Raw genomic sequence first — 16,383 nt, 5'->3', positions numbered from 1 at the left:
TTCTTCCTCATCCTTGCTGCCCAGCCCGAAGACAAGCGCCGCCAGCAGCACGACATGCAGCCCCAGCACAATCGCCAGCCCAACAACGCGGCTCGATCCAGGATGGCCTTCCCGAAAATCCAGCGAACTCAAATAATCAACTCCTTGCTATGCGGCTCCAAGGATCACCACGCCTGTATCTGCCGCAGCTTGATCTCCAAGTGCTCTCCGGAACTCACCGATTCATAAGACGCCCCCTCGGCGCCACGACAACTCGGCAGGCATTCAACGACTGCGTCATAATTTGGCTGATGAAAGAACGCGATCGACAGCCGGTCGCTACCGTCAACCTTGTCTGCCGGCGGGTTCACGACCCGATGGACGGTCGAAACCCAGCGGTCGTTCGTCCATCGGGCCATCAGGTCGCCAATATTGACGACAAAGGCGTCGGGGATGATCCGGACGTTTTTCCAAGCGCCGTCGGTGCCGAGCACCTGCAGCCCGCCGGGCTTGTCTTCGGCATGCAAGATGGTGAGACTTCCATAGTCCGTATGCGCACCAGCCCGGACCTCATTCGCCATTGATCGGGCAGTTGGTTGGGGATAGTTCGACACCAGCATGTTGCTGATGTGACGGTCGATCTTGTCTGCAAAGAAGGATTCTTCCAGACCCAGCGCGACCGCAAAAATGCACATCAACTCCGCGGCCAGCCTTTCCATTTCGCCGTAATAATCTTCCCAGGCGGGGCGGAAGCCTTCGATCCTGTCGGGCCATATGTTGGCAGCAAAGAAATCACGACCGGCTTCGGAGAAGAAGTAGGGGTTGTTCCTGTCCGCGACCTCAGGCCCGGCGGTGAATGTCTCCCGAAAATCCGGCACGGCCTTTTCATCATTAAAGGCGCGCGCGAGCGCAGCGGAGTCAATCCTCGTGTAACCGCGATAGACGTCCGGGTTCTGCGAGGAGACGGCCTGCTTTTCCTCGACCGGCAGGGAGAAGAAGTTACGCACGACCCGTTCCAGTCGCCCGATCGTTTCCGCCGGAACACCATGCCCCTTTATGACAAGGAACCCGATTTCCCGGCATGCCTCATCAACCTGCCGCGCAATCCTGCGTCGGAACTCGGGGTCCTTCGACCGCCACATCGAAATATCGATGAGGGGAAGCGCTGCGTCCGGCGCTCCATCTATCGGCTTCAAGTCATCCATTGCGGGACGTCTCCTCAACACCTATTACCGACTCGAGCGAAGCCGCGACGGGAGCCGATGCAATCCCCAGACTTTCCAGTTCCGCGGCGACACGCAGCGCCATATCCTCACGCCAGGGCGCAGCAACGACCTGCACGCCCAGCGGCAGCCGCGCCACGCCATGCAGCGGCGCGACGACAACGGGAAGCCCCGCAAATGAAAGCGGTTGAGTGAAGACACCGAGATTGGGGCGCAAAGGCAGCGTCCGATCTCCGACGGTCAGCCATTTTTCTCCCCGCTCCGGTGCCGGACAGGGCGTCGCCGGCGCGAGGATGACGTCGACCTCACGAAAGAGTTTCAGACATTGCTCATGAAACCAGCGGCGGAAACGCTGCGCGGCGACATACCAGTGCGCGGGCAATACCGCGCCTGCCAGGAAACGATAGCGCGTATCCGGATCGAAATCGGCGGCGCGTGTCCGCAACCGATCCAGATGCAGCGAACCGCCTTCACTCGCCGTCATGACGAATGCGGCCCCCCGCGCTCGCGCGGCTTCAGGCAATACAACTTCGCGGCGGACAGAGAGGGCGCGCGCGGCACGAACGACCGCTTCATGCGCCTCCGATGCGCCGCCACTTGCAAAATAGTCGCCTGCGACAGCAATGCGAATGCCGTTCGCGCCTTCACTCAATGATGAAACCGTTTGCCGCGTCGGTTTTTTTGCGCAGACCGGATCGCTTGCTTCGTATCCCTGCATCGCATCGAAGGAAAGCGCCAGATCGCTTGCGCTTCTCGCCATCGGCCCGACATGGTCCAGGCTATCGCAAAAGGGGAAGGTCCCCGTTCTCGGTAGACGGCCATAGGTCGGTTTCAATCCGAAGACGCCGCACAGCGCCGAGGGCACACGGATGGAACCATTCGTGTCCGAACCTAGTGCGAGCGGCACCATACCGGCGGCAACGGCCGCACCGCTACCACCAGACGATCCACCCGTCATATGTGCGGTGTCATGCGGATTCCGGCTGGGGCCGTCATGCGCGTTCTCGCCCGTGAAGTCATAGGCGTATTCGCCCATATTCAGCCCGCCGAGCAAAACGGCGCCCGCCGCGCGAAGCCGGCGGATCAGCAACGCATCCCCTTCGGCCGGAGGACGATCCCGATTGATCTTCGAGCCGGCGCGTGTCGGCAGGCCTTCGATATCGAAAAGGTTTTTGACGGCGAAAGGCACGCCGGCAAGCGGCCCCGGGTCTCGCCCCGCCGCGATAGCGGCATCGACGCCTTCCGCTTCGCGCGCCGCCCGCTCCGGCGTCAGGTCCGTGAACGCATTGACGATGCCGTCCACCCGCCCGATCCGCTCGCAAGAGGCGTTCAGTATTTCCACGGCCGAAATTCCGCCGCTTCGGACGGCCGCCGCCATTTCGCTCGCAGTCATATCACCCACAGTCATTCGACATCACCCGGGCAAAAGACGGAAGCTGCCTCGTCGCATTGCGCGGCCGGGGGACAATCCAGCAGAAGCGCCGCGATCGCCTGTATCCGCTCCAGATTCACGAGAACCTCGTCGCGATATTCGGACGGAATCTCCAGGCCGATCATGGCGGCAGCGTCATTGAGATACCGATCGAGCGACATGTAAAGACGACCCCTGCATTACTTCGGGCCTGCACGTCACCCGAAGCCAGCCGAACTGCCGAATGCACACCGATTTCTTGGTACATCTCAGCAACAAGGCATCATTTATTTATCAACTTCACGGACATGGGACGCTATTCAGTAAAATTGGGTCCCGCCGCGCTCTATTTTCTGTTGATGTACATATAGCAAGCCCCATGCCATTTCCCCTCTACCGGAGGATGGTCAGAAAACGGCGGAGTTCCGGGCTTTTTCAACGCGACTTTTCGGGGTGAGGCCGCGGAGATACCGCCGAGACGACATTTTGTATGCAGTTTGAGATTTCCTGCATAAATATTATGCATCGAATGGATGCAAGGGGAGCATCCCTCACCCGATGACGGGGGACGAACAGCCCGTGCCACAGGACAATGCAGACACCCGGCGGAAAATCGCTGATATGGATGGCCGATGGCCCAGGAGGACGGGACGGTCCAGGCGGACGGCTACTCGGATGCCGGTTTCACATTCGCAGCGAAGGCGACATAAGCCCCCTGGGCCGCCGCGATATGATCGCGCATGACGTTCATCACCGTCATCTGGTCGCCACGCAAAATGGCGCGGATTATGTATTCATGCTCCTCGCAGGAACGCGCCATGCGCTCCGGGGTCTGAAACTGCGCCCTTCGGAAAGGCGACAGACGCACCCGGACGAGATGCGCGGCGTCGGCGAGATAAGCATTGTGGCTTCCCGAATAGATGATGCTGTGAAAAACGGCATTGGCCTTGGCATAGCCGTCAGCATCTCCATCACGCATGAGCTGGCGACACACATCGTGCTGCTTCTCCAGCAGCGCCCGCTCCTCGCTCGTCATCTTGATGCTCGCCAGCCGCGCGCAAGATACCTCCAACTCACCCATCAACTCGAACAGGCTGGAGAGCTGATCGGGGGACACTTCCGCGACAGTCATCGTCCGCCGCGCACCGCGCTCGACAAGCCCGATGGAGTTGAGCTGCTTCAATGCCTCGCGCACCGGCGTGCGGGAAACATTGAACCGCTCCGCCAGTTGGATTTCGTCGAGCCTGGTTCCAGGCGGCATCCGGCCGCTGGTAATTTCGTCGGATATACAAAGACGGAGTTCCTCGGCGCGCGTCTTCGCAGGCCGCTTCTTACCCCCATCCAGAGGCAGCGCGATAAGCCCACCGTAATCGACGCGCAAAACATCGTTTTCAGTAGGCATCGTGGCTTCTTTCGTTGACCGCTCTTTCTTCACAACCTGCTCCTGAAATCACCTCAGAAACGGCCGCACAGGGCACTAATCGGTCTTGTCGCCACAAACCTTCATACGATAAGCCCCTCACCGACCTCCGTATGTCACACCTTAAACGCAACAGCATCCAGAGCAAGCTCCCCCTCAACTACGAACACAACGGACCTCCTTAGACACCTCGACACGGATCTCCGGCCAAGCGGCTCAATTCCGAAAACGTGATGTCTCGCGCTTCCCTAAGATCATCATTACACGAATTATATGCTATATTCCCTCACGACACACGAGAAAACCCTGTTGGAGTGAGCCATGCAATTCGGAAAGATCGATCACATCGCCATCGCCGTCGAAGATTTCGACGGGCGCATCAACCAATTGACCGGCACCGGGGCCCTGCGGGTTATTCGCCACGGCAAGACGGGGAACGGGCAACGCCTCGCCATGCTCGGCGACGGCACGGGCATGAAAATCGAGATCGTCGAATCCGTCGACGACAAGGCACCCCGCTTCCTGCACATTGCCTTTCTCAGCGAAGATGTCGACGGTGCCGGCGCCATGCTCGACCGGCTCGGATGGTCTACCAAATTCGGACCGGCGGAGCTTGCCGCCGCGAAGGCCTATACCGTCATGATGACGGATGGCGAAGGGCTCGACCTGCAGGCGATCCGCTACGACACCGACAGCCCCGACCTGGCACAGTGGCGGAAAGACTGACCCCCGCCGCCGCGCTGTCCGGCGAAGCTCGCATCCACCGTCTTTCGACCGTTTCACCCTCATATACTTGTCGGCCTGTTTGCGAACAGATCGTCATTGTCACCGATAAGCACGCCGCCCAAAACCTTCCCGCCATAGAAAGGAGCGTGCGCACATATTTGCGATGCCTCGATCATGATCTGGTCCATACCGAGTTCTCTCAGCCGATGGATCCCGATGCCGAATACGACGCCGCCGACCCCCGCCCAGATCAAAGCCGACATACACATCGGACAAGGTTCCGCCGTGCTGTAAAGAACCTTGTCGCTCAGTTCGATATTACCGATTTCGTTCTTCCGGCTATCAGCGCCATGCGCCCGCACGAAATTGTTCAGGGCAACGATTTCGCCGTGAAAAATCGGATTGTCGGTTGCTTCATTGGCACCCGTCGCAACGGTGCGGTCGCTTGCCGGATCAACGATGACCGCACCGAAAGGCCACATCGGATTGCGCATGCCTTCCTCAATGGCGAGGCGCATGTAGCGCTCATGCACCTCCATGGGAATCGTCGAGATATCCACTTGCGGGGCCTGCATATCCTTGGGAACCGTCATCGACAGCATCACCCCGCCTGGCGAATCTTGGCCGGCGTGTAGTCGCGCATCTTGCCGGGATTGAGAAGACCGTAAGGATCGATGCCAAGTTTGAATTCCGCCCGGTCTCGATACGACACGACGTCGCGCGCGCCATCTTCCAGATTGGAAACATGCGGATTGACGACGGTAACGCCCTGCTTTTCGTGGAGCGACATGACCTCTTCCAACCGGTCCGCCGTGGTGTAGCGCACCACCGACGCGCCGGTGCATGCGATGTCGGAGCCGGCTCGAATGAATTCGAGATGCCACAGCACTTCATCGCCGAAAAGCTCACGCAGGGCTTCGATATCCCGGTACATGGTTTCGGAGGGGAAGACCGTCTGGATATAGGTCACGCTGCGATCATGCTTCAGCACCTGGAGCGTGGTGTGGTTCCAGCAATATTCGTAAACGGGCTCTTTGGCGGGATTGCTTTCTCCCTCCGCCATGTCTTCCTCATAGACAATCGTACCGCTATGCCCGGCGGCGATCTCGGCGGTCGGGATGACGCCGGAGGGGGCGACCATCAGAAGGACGACGGGCTTTCCCTCGGGAATGACTTTGGCGAAGTGGACGAAATAGGGCGTAATCGTTGAATCGACCACGGCGCATGCATACTTCGCGATTCCCGGGCTCGCAGTGAACTCTTGTGCAAATTGAACAGCGGATATGAAATCGTCGAATGCGACGATCATGTCGCGCCAATGCGTGCGGTTTTCTACCGGCAGTTCCAGCTCCACCACGATGCCCGTCGTCCCGAAGCTGCGATTGATGAGATCGGTGTCATTGCCACGCAGCTCGATGATGCGCGGCTCTTCTTCCAGCGTCACAATGCGGGCACCCACAACATTGCCGCGATCGTCAAGGAAACCCCAGGTCAGCGATCCGAGACCGCCCGCGCCACCACAGATGTGCCCGCCGATCGTCGCCGTCTTCTTGGTGGATGGGAACATACGCAGTTCCTTGCCCTGGGCCCATAATTCCTGGTCGAGGTCATAAAGAAGCTTGCCCGCCTGAACGCGCGCGACGCCGTCTTTCACCCATTGCAGCTGATCGAGCCCCATCATGTCGAGCACGATGCCGCCTTCGAACGGCATGGACTGACCGTAATTGCCCGTGCCGCCTCCACGCGGCGTCAACGGCACCCCGTAACGCGCACAGGCGGACGCCACCGTGATGACGTCCTTTTCGTCTCGCGGGCAAACCACGAGTTCCGCGGTCTTGTCGCGCAGCTGCTCGAAGAGAATGGGACTGTACCAAAAAAAGTCCCGGCTCTTCCTCTTGATCCCCACTTCATCGTCGATGACCGGAATGTCGCCAAGGGCGGCCCTGAAATCTTCATGCATAACTCTACCTCAACTTATAGAAACAAGACCCGGGTTTACCTTCAGGGCTTCGTCAGCTTGTCGGGGTGAACGAAGTCCAGCGTGTAGGCGCTTTTGTAGTCGAAGGAGTCCGGGATGTTTCCCGCTTCGACCTCGGTCTGAAAGAACTCCTTCCAGCGCGCATCCGTCATCGTGCCGATGCCACCGGTTTCGGCATCTCCACCTTCAACTATTCCGCTTTCCAGGATCGCCTGCTTTGCATCCTCGAAGGTCTCGGGCGTGTAGTCCTGATTGCCGGCCAGGATCAGCGCTTCGGCCCCGGACGAATCCCCGTGAAGGAACGCCTTCCACCCCTCGCTTGTCGCCGTGATGAACCTTTGCAGCACATCGGCGTTCTCTTCGGCGAATTTGCGTGTGGCGATGACGGTGTTGCCGTAGGGATTGTATCCGTTGTCGGCCAGCAGGAACGTCTTGACCTCGATCCCCTCACGCTTCAACTGCCCGACATCGTTCGTCAAAAACCCCTGCTGCACGGCCTTCTCATTGGAAAGGAAGAAGGCATAGCTATAGGGATACGGCCTGATCTGATCGTCGGTGAAACCGTATTTCTTCTTCAATGTCGGCCAGAAGGACATGACGCTCAGATTGGTGATCGCCGCCGGATGCCCTTTCAGGTCTGCTATGGTTTCGATCTCCGGGTCGTCATGCGCGAACAGAATGGTCGGCTCCTTCTGGAAGAAGGCCGCGGCAGTGACAAACTCCAGCCCCACGGCATTCGCATTGAAGACAATGGAGGAGTTGCCCAGCACCACGTCATAGGCCCCCGCAGCCAGCAGCTGACCTAGATTTTTCTGCGGACTGCCCGGATCGATTTCGACGTCGAGCCCGTAACGTTCGTAAATCCCGTCAGCCTTGGCCTGATAGAAACCGCCATATTCCGCCTGGGGAAGCCAGCTCAGGCCGAGCCGAATCCGGTCGGCCGCGCCAGCCGACGACGACGACGCGACGAAAACCGCCATCGCCGCGAGCATAATGAATCCACGTATACCGATCATCGTGCCTGACATTTCATCACGCTCCCACATCTTTCCAATCACCGTTTCATGGCGGCGACAACCGCCGCGCATGCCGTACTCTACAATGGCATACGCGGCGGCCCTGACGCATCAGAACGAATAGCTCACGCGAGCAATCACCTGACGCGGAGGTACGTATTGACTGGCCGTCGTCCCGATACCGAAGGAATTGGTGAAGCGGGAGACGACTGCGTCATTGTCGAAGACATTCGTCGCCGTCAGCGAGAACTTCCAGTCGCCGGCCGGCGGCATATAGTCGAAGTAGAGGTTCCACAACCCGTAGCCGTCGATGCTGTCCAGGCTACTGCTGTTGAAGACGCGGTAGATGAAGTCACCCTGGTAGACATACTGGACGCGGGAGGTGAAGGTGCCGCCATCGTTGAAGCCATAGGTGTGCGTCAACGCCAAAGAGCCCGCGAAGGACGGCGTCTTGGGAAGTTCGTTACCCTTGATGTTCTTGATCGCAAGACCGCGGTAGTAGGTCAGACAAGAATAGTCGAAGGGGGAACAACCGGAGGCCGCCGCCGCATTGTTGGCCGCCACGCTGTCCAGCGTGTAGAAGTCCGATGTGACTTCGCTGTGGAGCACCGTCGCGTTGCCGTCCAGACGGAGATTGTAGGGCAGACGCGCACCGAATTCGGCTTCCGCGCCATATACTTCGGACTTCGGAATGTTCGCAACGCCGCCCTGGTAAGGCACCGGGTCGTCGCTGATGAACTGAAAGTTCTTGTAGTCATAGTGGAAGGCGGCAAAGTTCGCCGTCAGCGCATTGCCGAAGAACCTGTTCTTCGACCCGACCTCAATGGAGTCGACCGTTTCCGACTCGAACGTCTTCTCGACAAGCGTCGGGTTCGAGTTGAGGTTGGTACCGCCCGGCTTGAAACCGCGCGACCAGCTCGCATAGAGCATATTGTCGTCGGTCAGGTCGTATTCCAGCGCCACCTTGCCGGTAAGCTCGTTGCCGACCGTGCTCGCGGTCGATGCCGGGCCGTAAGCGCCGAAATTGGAGAGCGACCAGCCTTCCACTTCGTCATGCGTGAAACGTGCGCCCGCCGTGAACCGCAGCGCATCCGTGAAGTGATAGGTCCCCTGACCGTATCCCGAATATGACCTCCGGGTCGTGACGGCCTGTACGCCATACCCCCAGTTCGACGGCAATCCGCCGGGCGGCATCTCGGTGATGTCGGGCGTCGGCTGGTTGGGAGCCGTGTTGTAGTACTCCACGACGCGCGACTTGTTGGACGTGTAGAGATAGAAGGCACCGACGATCCAGTCGAGAGACGTGTCGGCCGAGGTCGGCGAGGTCAGATTGACTTCCTGGGTCCAGCTCACATTGGTCTGTCCCGTGAACGGCATGATGTCGTGCCCGGTCGGGTAGTGAGCGAGATCGAGCCGGTCATTGTCGAAGGCGGCGTGCCATGCGGCGTTCTGATAGCTCGTGATCGACTTCAGCGACGCCCAGTCGAAATCATAATTCAGCGTCAGCGCTTCGATATACTGGCGCGTCTTCATCCAGCCGGGATAATCCTGCGTCAGCTTGCGGGGATCCGGCTCGGGATCGAGAATGTTCTTCAGCGCAGCGTCATTCGTATTGGAATCGTAGATCTGCGAAAGGAATGTGGCCGAGAAACGATCGTTCGGCGACCAGAGAACTTCCGCGCGACCGGTCGTATTGTTGGCGTCGTCGAGGTCGTAACCGCCCAGCGCGACCGACTCGGCAAAACCGTCATGCTGCATGTGCTCGAAGGTGCCCCTGACGGCAAGCTCGCCTTCAACCAACGGCACATTGAAGGTCGCGATCGTGTCGGTGAGGTTGTAGGTGCCATAAGCCGCGCTCAGATTGCCGCTGTAATCGTAAAGGTTGGGCTTGTTGGTGACGACATTCAGTGTGCCGCCCACCGAGTTCTGACCGTAAACGGTTCCCTGCGGACCGCGCTGCACTTCGACACGATTGACGTCGAGAAAGCTCTGCTGAAGCGCAACCGGATTGACGATATAGATCCCGTCGACATGGAAGGCGACCGAAGGCTGGGCAATCGAGTTCTGCGCCGTCTCGTATCCGACGCCGCGAATGGCTACCACGCGCGACCAGCCTTCATTCGGTGTCACGGTCAAGCCGGGCACGACGCCGTTCAGATCGACCGCACTCTTGATATTCGCCTGTTCGAGCGCTTCCGCCGGCAAGGCGGTAATGGCGGCCGGTGCCTTTTGAAGCGACACTTCGCGCTTGTCTGCGGTCACGACGACTTCGCCGTACTCTGCGCCGCCTTGCGTATCATCCAGGGTTGCGACGGCTTCGTCCGTCTCCGCCGCCGTTTCCTCTGCTCTCGCTCCCGCGCTCGCCAGCACAAGCACCGACGCCGTCCCCATGAGCAAAGCAAGCCGGCAGGCCCACGCTTTACTATTCGTCATGTTGCTCTACTCCAAACTGTTACTGTACGGACTAGTGGCAACGACTAATCGCGACACGCCCTTCCGGAACGCGCAGCTCGCCCTGGCGAGATCGTTTGCCGCACTTCGCACGCACAACTGAACCACGAGCCCCCCGGGGCTCGATTGCATACAATTGCCAAATCCATGCCAGTTGCGATCGCTTCCAAAGATCGCGGTATTGTGCGGATTTTTTCGAAAAGCCTTTTTTCGCGCGACGCCCGAATTGCATACATATTGCACATGCGAAAAATATTTATGACCAATTTTTAGCCAAAAACCTGCTCACGCCGTCTTTTTGTGTACATTTTCGGCCGTTTTTGCTGGCACGGGCATTGCTCTAGGCCTGACAGGCCCCTTATTCCGGCGGCCAATGTGCACAGGACCCACCCGGTATGACCTTGTCGGAGTTGAATGCGTTGGATGAAGAAGGGTTCGTCGACACCCTTGGCGGCGTCTTCGAACACTCACCCTGGATCGCCGCCGCAGCCTGGAAAGAACGTCCCTTCGATACTCTTTCAGACCTCCACGATGCCTTCATGCGGGTGGTGGCCGACGCAGGCGACGAAGCGCAATTCGCCCTGATCGACGCGCATCCGGATCTGGCGGGAAAGCTTGCCCTAAGCCGCGACCTCACAGCCGCCTCCCAACGCGAACAGGCAAGCGCGGGGCTAGACGCACTGTCGCCTGAGGAATTCCAACGCTTTCACAAGCTGAACGGTGCCTACCGGTCGCGCTTCGGCATGCCATTCATCATTTGCGTCCGTCTCAATACCAAAGAGACGATCCTCGCCGAGTTCGAGCGGCGCCTGCTCTGCGAGCCGGCCGCCGAAAGGCAGGAAGCGTTAAAGCAGATCGGGCTGATCGCCCAACTAAGATTGACGGAGTTGCTGGGTCAATGAGTGAGATCGACAGGGTCGATGCAAAGATGGCTTTTACCGATGCCCCGACGCCGGAAGCCGCCGGTGCACTAACGCGGCTGTCGGCACAGGTCCGCCACGATCTGGAAATGCTGGATTATCCTGCGCGGGAATGGGTGAGACCGCACACCCATCGTTCAGGCAGGCATGTCTATGACGTCGTCATCGTGGGCGGCGGGCAGTGCGGTCTCGCCGCCGCCTTCGGCCTGATGCGCGAAAAGGTCGGCAACATTCTTGTCGTCGATGAAAACCCCGAAGGGCTGGAAGGCCCGTGGGTCACCTATGCGCGTATGGTCACATTGCGCACGCCGAAGCATCTCACCGGGCCCGATCTGGGTGTCCCCTCGCTCACCTTTCGGGCCTGGTGGGAAGCGCAATTCGGCGCCGAGGGCTGGGAAGCCCTCGGCAAAATTCCCAGGGAAGAGTGGATGCGCTATCTACGCTGGTTCCGGCGTGTACTGGATATTCCCGTCCGCAACTCCCTGAAAGTCCGGCTCGTCGAGCCGTTGGAACCCGGCCTCTTCGAGGTGAAAACGGACGCAGCCTCATCCATACCGCCAATTCTTGCGCGGAAAGTCGTGTTCGCCACCGGCATCCAGGGCGGTGGCGAATGGCATGTGCCGGCGTTCATAAAGAGCGCCGTCCCGCCCGCGCGCTACGCTCACACTTCCGAGCAAATCGACTTCGGCACGCTCAAGGGCAAAAAGATCGGCATACTGGGCGGCGGCGCCTCCGCGTTCGACAATGCGCAATATGCGCTGGAAGCGGGCGTCGGGGAGGCGCATGTCTTTATCCGGCGCGAGCGCATACCGCGCATCAATCCCATTCGCTATATGGAGAATGCGGGTTTCCTCCGGCATTTCGCCACGCTGGACGATGCAACGAAATATGCGGGCATCTCTTTTTTCCTGCAGCACAATCAGCCGCCGACCAACGATACCTATAATCGCGCCGCCGCCTTTTCCGACTTCCACCTGCATCTCGGCTCGCCCTGGACGCATGTCGAGGAAATCGCAGACGGCGTGCGCGTCGTCACACCGAAGGGCGAGTTTCTGTTCGACTTCATCATCCTGAGCACGGGCCTTCTCACCGACGTCGCTCTCAGGGAAGAACTTTCCGCCGTCGCCGACGACATCGCCCGCTGGCACGACCGATACACACCGCCGGACGGCGAAGACAATGCGTTGATCGACAAGCATCCCTATCTGGGGCCGGGTTTCGAGTTCACGCCGCGAACGGCGGAAGGCGCCGCGCGCATACACGGTCTTTTCGCATTCAACTATTCGGCGCTGGCAAGCCTCGGCCTGTCGGCATCGGCCTTGTCCGGCATGAAATTCGCCATGCCGCGCCTCATCGAGGGCGTGACGAACCAGCTCTTCATGGATGACCGAGGCGTCATTCTCGATGAGTACTTCGCTTACGATACAGAGGAGTTCCTGGGGGCATGACTGGCAAGCTCACCACCCATGTCCTCGACACGGCGCGCGGCATGCCCGCTGCGGGACTTCACATGACCCTGCGCAGGCTTTCGCCCGACCCGCTCGGGCCACGCCATTTCACGCTTGGCGATGACGGGCGGGCAACGCTCGTAGAAAGCCCGACACTGGAATCCGGACTCTACGAAATCGTTTTCCTTGTCGCCGAATACCAGAGAGAAAACGGGCTCGACCTTCCCGAGCCGCCCTTCTTTGACGAAATCCCGATCCGCTTCGGCATCGCGGATGGCACGGCGCATTATCATGTGCCCCTGATCCTCAGCCCCTATGGCTACTCGACCTATCGGGGCGGCTAGGCATACCAGCATGGAAACGGCCCTCTCCAACATAGAAGTCTTGTCCCCCGGTGCCCGCGCTGTTGCCCGCTGCGACATCTTCGGCAAGCCGCCCTATAGCGAAACCCCGGCGATGCTGACGCGCCGCTTTCTGACGCCTGCCCATCCCGCCGCCATAGCGAGCCTTCAGCGGTGGATGCGAAAAGCCGACATGTCCGTGACGCTCGATCCGCTCGGCAACCTCATCGGACGGTATGAAGGCAACACAGCGGGCGCACCCGCTCTCGTAATCGGCTCTCATATCGACACGGTGCGCGATGCGGGCCGCTATGACGGCGCGCTCGGCGTCATGCTCGGCCTTTCCTGTATCGAACAGCTCGCCGCCGCGAAGCGTCGTCTTCCCTTCGCCATCGAACTGGTCGCATTCGGCGACGAGGAAGGATCGCGCTTTCCTTCCGCCATGATCGGCAGTCGCGCCATGGCCGGCCTTATTTCCGACTATGCGTCCATCGCTGCACTGGAAGACGAAGACGGCGTGATGCTTGCCGACGCCCTGGAGCGTTTCGGCCTCGATCCCTCAAGCATGTCCGGAACGGCCCGCGCACCCGAGAGCGTCCTTGCCTATCTCGAAGCTCATATCGAGCAGGGCCCGCAACTCGAAGCGGAAGACCTCGCTCTTGGCGTCGTCACCGGCATCGCGGCACAGCTTCGCTTCCGCGTCAGCTTCACCGGCACCGCGGGTCATGCCGGCACCACGCCGATGGGCCTGCGGCAGGACGCGCTAGCCTGCGCGGCGGAGGCCATTCTAGCGATCGAGGAAATGGCACGGCAGCAGGCCGTCCATGGCGCGGTCGCCACGGTGGGCTCTATCGATGCAAAACCCGGCGCAGCGAATGTCATTGCCGGTGAGACAGGCATGTCGCTCGACATTCGCGCACTCGACGGAACACTGCGCGACGAGATGGCACGACACATGATGTCGTGCATCGCCGATATCGCGGCCCGGCGAAATGTCGGTGTCGAATTCGAGCAATTGCAGGATTTGCCGCCGAGTCCCTGCGATCCGGCGCTTTCCGGTTTGCTCGAAGAGGCACTTGGCGAGATGGGGCTTCCTCCGTTTCGCCTGGCAAGCGGTGCCGGACACGACGCCGCCGCGCTCGCGGCGATTGCGCCCATGGCCATGCTTTTTATCCGGTGCGCGGGCGGCATCAGTCACAATCCGGCCGAAGCCGTCGATCCGGCGGATGCCGATCTGGCCGTCGAGGCCATGCTCCGATTTATCGACCGCCTTGAAGCGAGTACTGCGTAATGCCCGATCCCCTTTTCGACGAACTGGATCCTCCCTCGCGCCTTTTGATGGGGCCGGGGCCCGTCAATGCGCATCCGCGCGTGTTGCGCGCCATGTCGGCGCCGCTTCTCGGCCAGTTCGATCCCGAGTTCACGACCTATATGAACGAAACCATGGCGCTTTATCGCCAGGTCTTCGAAACGGAAAACCGATGGACCTTTCTCATCGACGGCACGTCGCGGGCGGGTATCGAGGCCGCGCTGGTCTCCGTCCTCGAGCCGGGTGATCGCGTCGTGGTGCCGGATTTCGGGCGCTTCGGCCTGCTGCTCACCGAGATCGCGCAACGTTGCGGCGCGGAAGTGACACCGGTTCCCGCCGAATGGGGCCACACCGTGCCGCTCGACGCCATCGAGGAAGCGGTCGCCAGGGTCAAACCGCGTCTCGTCGCCTGCGTGCATGGCGACACCTCGACCACCATCGCCCAGCCTCTCGAGGGCATAAGCGACATCTGCCGCAGATATGATGCGCTCCTTTATGTCGATGCGACGGCGACACTCGGGGGCATGCCGCTGCCGGTGGACCGGCTCGGCATCGATATCGCCACGGCGGGCCTGCAGAAATGTCTGGGGGGACCGTCGGGGAGTTCGCCCATCACCATTTCCGATCACGCGGCGGAGTGCATCTTTTCCCGTCGTCACATCGAAAAAGGCATCGCGCCCGACGGCGCCGCCGCGGCAAACGGTGTGCGGATCGCCTCCAACTATTTCGACCTCGCCATGATCATGGATTACTGGTCGGAAAAGCGACTCAACCATCACACAGAGGCAACCTCCATGCTGTATGCGGCGCGCGAATGTGCGCGCATCGTGCTGCAGGAAGGTCTTGCCGCCCGCCAGGCCCGTCACGCACTTGCCAGCCGCGCCATGGTCGCAGGACTGGAGGCAATGGGCCTTACTCTCTTTGGTGACCCGAACCACAGGATGAGCAATGTGACCGGCATCGCGATCCCCGACGGGATCGATGGCGAAACAGTGCGCGCGCGCATGCGACAGGATTTCGAGATCGAGATCGGCAGCTCCTTCGGCCCCTTGCAGGGACGCATCTGGCGCATCGGCGCCATGGGGTACAACTGCCGCAAGCACAATGTGCTCATCACGCTCGGCGCGCTGGAAGCGGTGCTGCGCGGCACCGGCTTTCCCGTGACCTCCGGCGCCGCCGTCGACGCGGCGCGCGCCGCCTACCAAGCAAGCGAACGAACTGCCGGAGAGACCACGTCATGACTGCCTATCCCCGTGACCTTGTCGGCTATGGCGCAACGCCTCCGGATGCCAAATGGCCCGGCGGGGCGCGCATCGCGCTCCAGTTCGTCCTCAACTATGAGGAGGGTGCGGAAAACTGCATTCTTCACGGCGACGATTCATCGGAATCCTTCCTGTCGGAAATGATCGGTACGCCACCGATCTTCAACATGCGGCACATGTCCATGGAGAGCCTTTACGAATACGGCTCCCGCGCCGGTTTCTGGCGACTGCACCGGCTTTTCACCGAGCGGAACCTGCCGCTCACCGTCTATGGGGTCGCCATGGCGATGGAGCGCAATCCCGACGCGGTCGAGGCGATGCTGAGAGCCGATTGGGAGATCGCTTCGCATGGCTATCGCTGGATCAACTACCAGTTCGTGCCCGAGGACATCGAGCGCGAGCATATCGCGCGGGCGGTCGAGCTTCACACGCGCGTCACCGGGTCGCGCCCGCTCGGCTGGTATCAGGGCCGCACAAGCCCCAATACAGCGCGGCTCGTCGTCGAGGAAGGCGGCTTCGTCTATGACGCCGATTCCTATGCCGACGACCTTCCCTATTACGATACCGCGCAGGGCAAGCCGCAGCTCATCGTGCCCTATACGCTGGACACCAACGATATGCGCTTCGTCGCGCCGCAAGGCTTCAACTCGGGCGATCAGTTCTTCGCCTATCTGAAGGACAATTTCGACATGCTCTATGCCGAAGGCGAGACGCAGCCGAAAATGATGTCGGTGGGGCTGCATGCCCGCGTCGCCGGCAAGCCCGCGCGCGCGGCGGCGGTTGCGCGCTTCCTCGACTATGTGACGGGGCATGACAAGGTGTGGGTGGCGCGCCGTATCGACATTGCGCGACACTGGCTCGCAACCCATCCCTATGGCACCTGACGCCAGCGCTCTCAG

At 60.4% G+C, this 16,383-nt stretch carries 14 protein-coding genes and 1 pseudogene; 7 read left to right on the top strand and 8 right to left on the bottom strand.

Translation table 11 applies throughout. From position 1 onward, the window contains the following. Nucleotides 1-164 precede the first annotated feature (164 nt). The 4 genes from CMI59_RS14785 to CMI59_RS14770 form a co-directional block, all read right to left on the bottom strand. Entirely contained in the window at nucleotides 165-1,184 is a 1,020-nt protein-coding gene (locus tag CMI59_RS14785) for a 2-oxoglutarate and iron-dependent oxygenase domain-containing protein (protein WP_293329002.1), read from the bottom strand. After that, on the bottom strand, nucleotides 1,177-2,610 hold the full coding sequence (locus CMI59_RS14780; protein WP_293329001.1) for an AtzE family amidohydrolase: 1,434 nt from the start codon (nucleotides 2,608-2,610) through the stop codon (nucleotides 1,177-1,179). The genes CMI59_RS14785 and CMI59_RS14780 overlap by 8 nt, the downstream gene beginning before the upstream one ends. Further along, nucleotides 2,607-2,795, bottom strand: a complete 189-nt coding sequence (locus CMI59_RS14775) for a DUF4089 domain-containing protein (protein ID WP_293329000.1) — start codon at nucleotides 2,793-2,795, stop codon at nucleotides 2,607-2,609. The genes CMI59_RS14780 and CMI59_RS14775 overlap by 4 nt, the downstream gene beginning before the upstream one ends. Nucleotides 2,796-3,280: 485 nt before the next feature. Continuing rightward, nucleotides 3,281-4,015 (bottom strand): GntR family transcriptional regulator, encoded by a 735-nt coding sequence (locus CMI59_RS14770; protein ID WP_293328999.1) that lies wholly within the window; start codon nucleotides 4,013-4,015, stop codon nucleotides 3,281-3,283. Nucleotides 4,016-4,354: 339 nt separating this feature from the next. Here CMI59_RS14770 and CMI59_RS14765 point away from each other — a divergent pair, with 339 nt between their 5' ends. Then, nucleotides 4,355-4,759: a VOC family protein gene (locus tag CMI59_RS14765; protein ID WP_293328998.1), complete on the top strand. Its 405-nt coding sequence runs from the start codon at nucleotides 4,355-4,357 to the stop codon at nucleotides 4,757-4,759. Nucleotides 4,760-4,818: 59 nt separating this feature from the next. Here CMI59_RS14765 and CMI59_RS14760 read toward each other — a convergent pair whose 3' ends face one another. The 4 genes from CMI59_RS14760 to CMI59_RS14745 form a co-directional block, all read right to left on the bottom strand. After that, nucleotides 4,819-5,352 (bottom strand): deaminase, encoded by a 534-nt coding sequence (locus CMI59_RS14760; RefSeq protein ID WP_293328997.1) that lies wholly within the window; start codon nucleotides 5,350-5,352, stop codon nucleotides 4,819-4,821. Nucleotides 5,353-5,360: 8 nt separating this feature from the next. Then, entirely contained in the window at nucleotides 5,361-6,719 is a 1,359-nt protein-coding gene (locus tag CMI59_RS14755; protein ID WP_293328996.1) for an FAD-binding oxidoreductase, read from the bottom strand. Between the two features lie 41 nt (nucleotides 6,720-6,760). Next, complete coding sequence (locus tag CMI59_RS14750; RefSeq protein ID WP_293328995.1) at nucleotides 6,761-7,765, bottom strand: ABC transporter substrate-binding protein; 1,005 nt, start codon at nucleotides 7,763-7,765, stop codon at nucleotides 6,761-6,763. Nucleotides 7,766-7,864: 99 nt separating this feature from the next. After that, on the bottom strand, nucleotides 7,865-10,186 hold the full coding sequence (locus CMI59_RS14745; RefSeq protein WP_293328994.1) for a TonB-dependent receptor: 2,322 nt from the start codon (nucleotides 10,184-10,186) through the stop codon (nucleotides 7,865-7,867). Between the two features lie 413 nt (nucleotides 10,187-10,599). On the opposite strand from CMI59_RS14745, the gene uraD reads away from it, so the two are divergent. From uraD to puuE, 6 genes and pseudogenes are all read left to right on the top strand, one after another. Beyond that, nucleotides 10,600-11,106 (top strand): 2-oxo-4-hydroxy-4-carboxy-5-ureidoimidazoline decarboxylase, encoded by a 507-nt coding sequence (gene uraD, locus CMI59_RS14740; protein ID WP_293328993.1) that lies wholly within the window; start codon nucleotides 10,600-10,602, stop codon nucleotides 11,104-11,106. Continuing rightward, the gene (locus CMI59_RS14735; protein WP_293328992.1) at nucleotides 11,103-12,572 is read left to right on the top strand and encodes an NAD(P)/FAD-dependent oxidoreductase; all 1,470 of its coding nucleotides are present in this window, start codon (nucleotides 11,103-11,105) and stop codon (nucleotides 12,570-12,572) included. Before uraD ends, CMI59_RS14735 begins: the two co-directional genes overlap by 4 nt. Next, complete coding sequence (uraH, locus tag CMI59_RS14730) at nucleotides 12,569-12,916, top strand: hydroxyisourate hydrolase (RefSeq protein WP_293328991.1); 348 nt, start codon at nucleotides 12,569-12,571, stop codon at nucleotides 12,914-12,916. Before CMI59_RS14735 ends, uraH begins: the two co-directional genes overlap by 4 nt. 10 nt (nucleotides 12,917-12,926) lie before the next feature. Continuing rightward, nucleotides 12,927-14,204: an allantoate amidohydrolase gene (locus tag CMI59_RS14725; RefSeq protein WP_293328990.1), complete on the top strand. Its 1,278-nt coding sequence runs from the start codon at nucleotides 12,927-12,929 to the stop codon at nucleotides 14,202-14,204. Then, nucleotides 14,204-15,463: an alanine--glyoxylate aminotransferase family protein gene (locus tag CMI59_RS14720; RefSeq protein ID WP_293328989.1), complete on the top strand. Its 1,260-nt coding sequence runs from the start codon at nucleotides 14,204-14,206 to the stop codon at nucleotides 15,461-15,463. The genes CMI59_RS14725 and CMI59_RS14720 overlap by 1 nt, the downstream gene beginning before the upstream one ends. Then, a pseudogene (gene puuE, locus CMI59_RS14715) lies at nucleotides 15,460-16,353 on the top strand (allantoinase PuuE); the annotation flags it as partial. The gene CMI59_RS14720 and the pseudogene puuE, both read left to right, overlap by 4 nt. Nucleotides 16,354-16,383 lie beyond the last annotated feature (30 nt).

Source organism: Parvibaculum sp. (genome assembly GCF_002684405.1).
Lineage (GTDB): Bacteria > Pseudomonadota > Alphaproteobacteria > Parvibaculales > Parvibaculaceae > Parvibaculum.
This window is presented reverse-complemented; position numbering and strand designations above follow the sequence as displayed.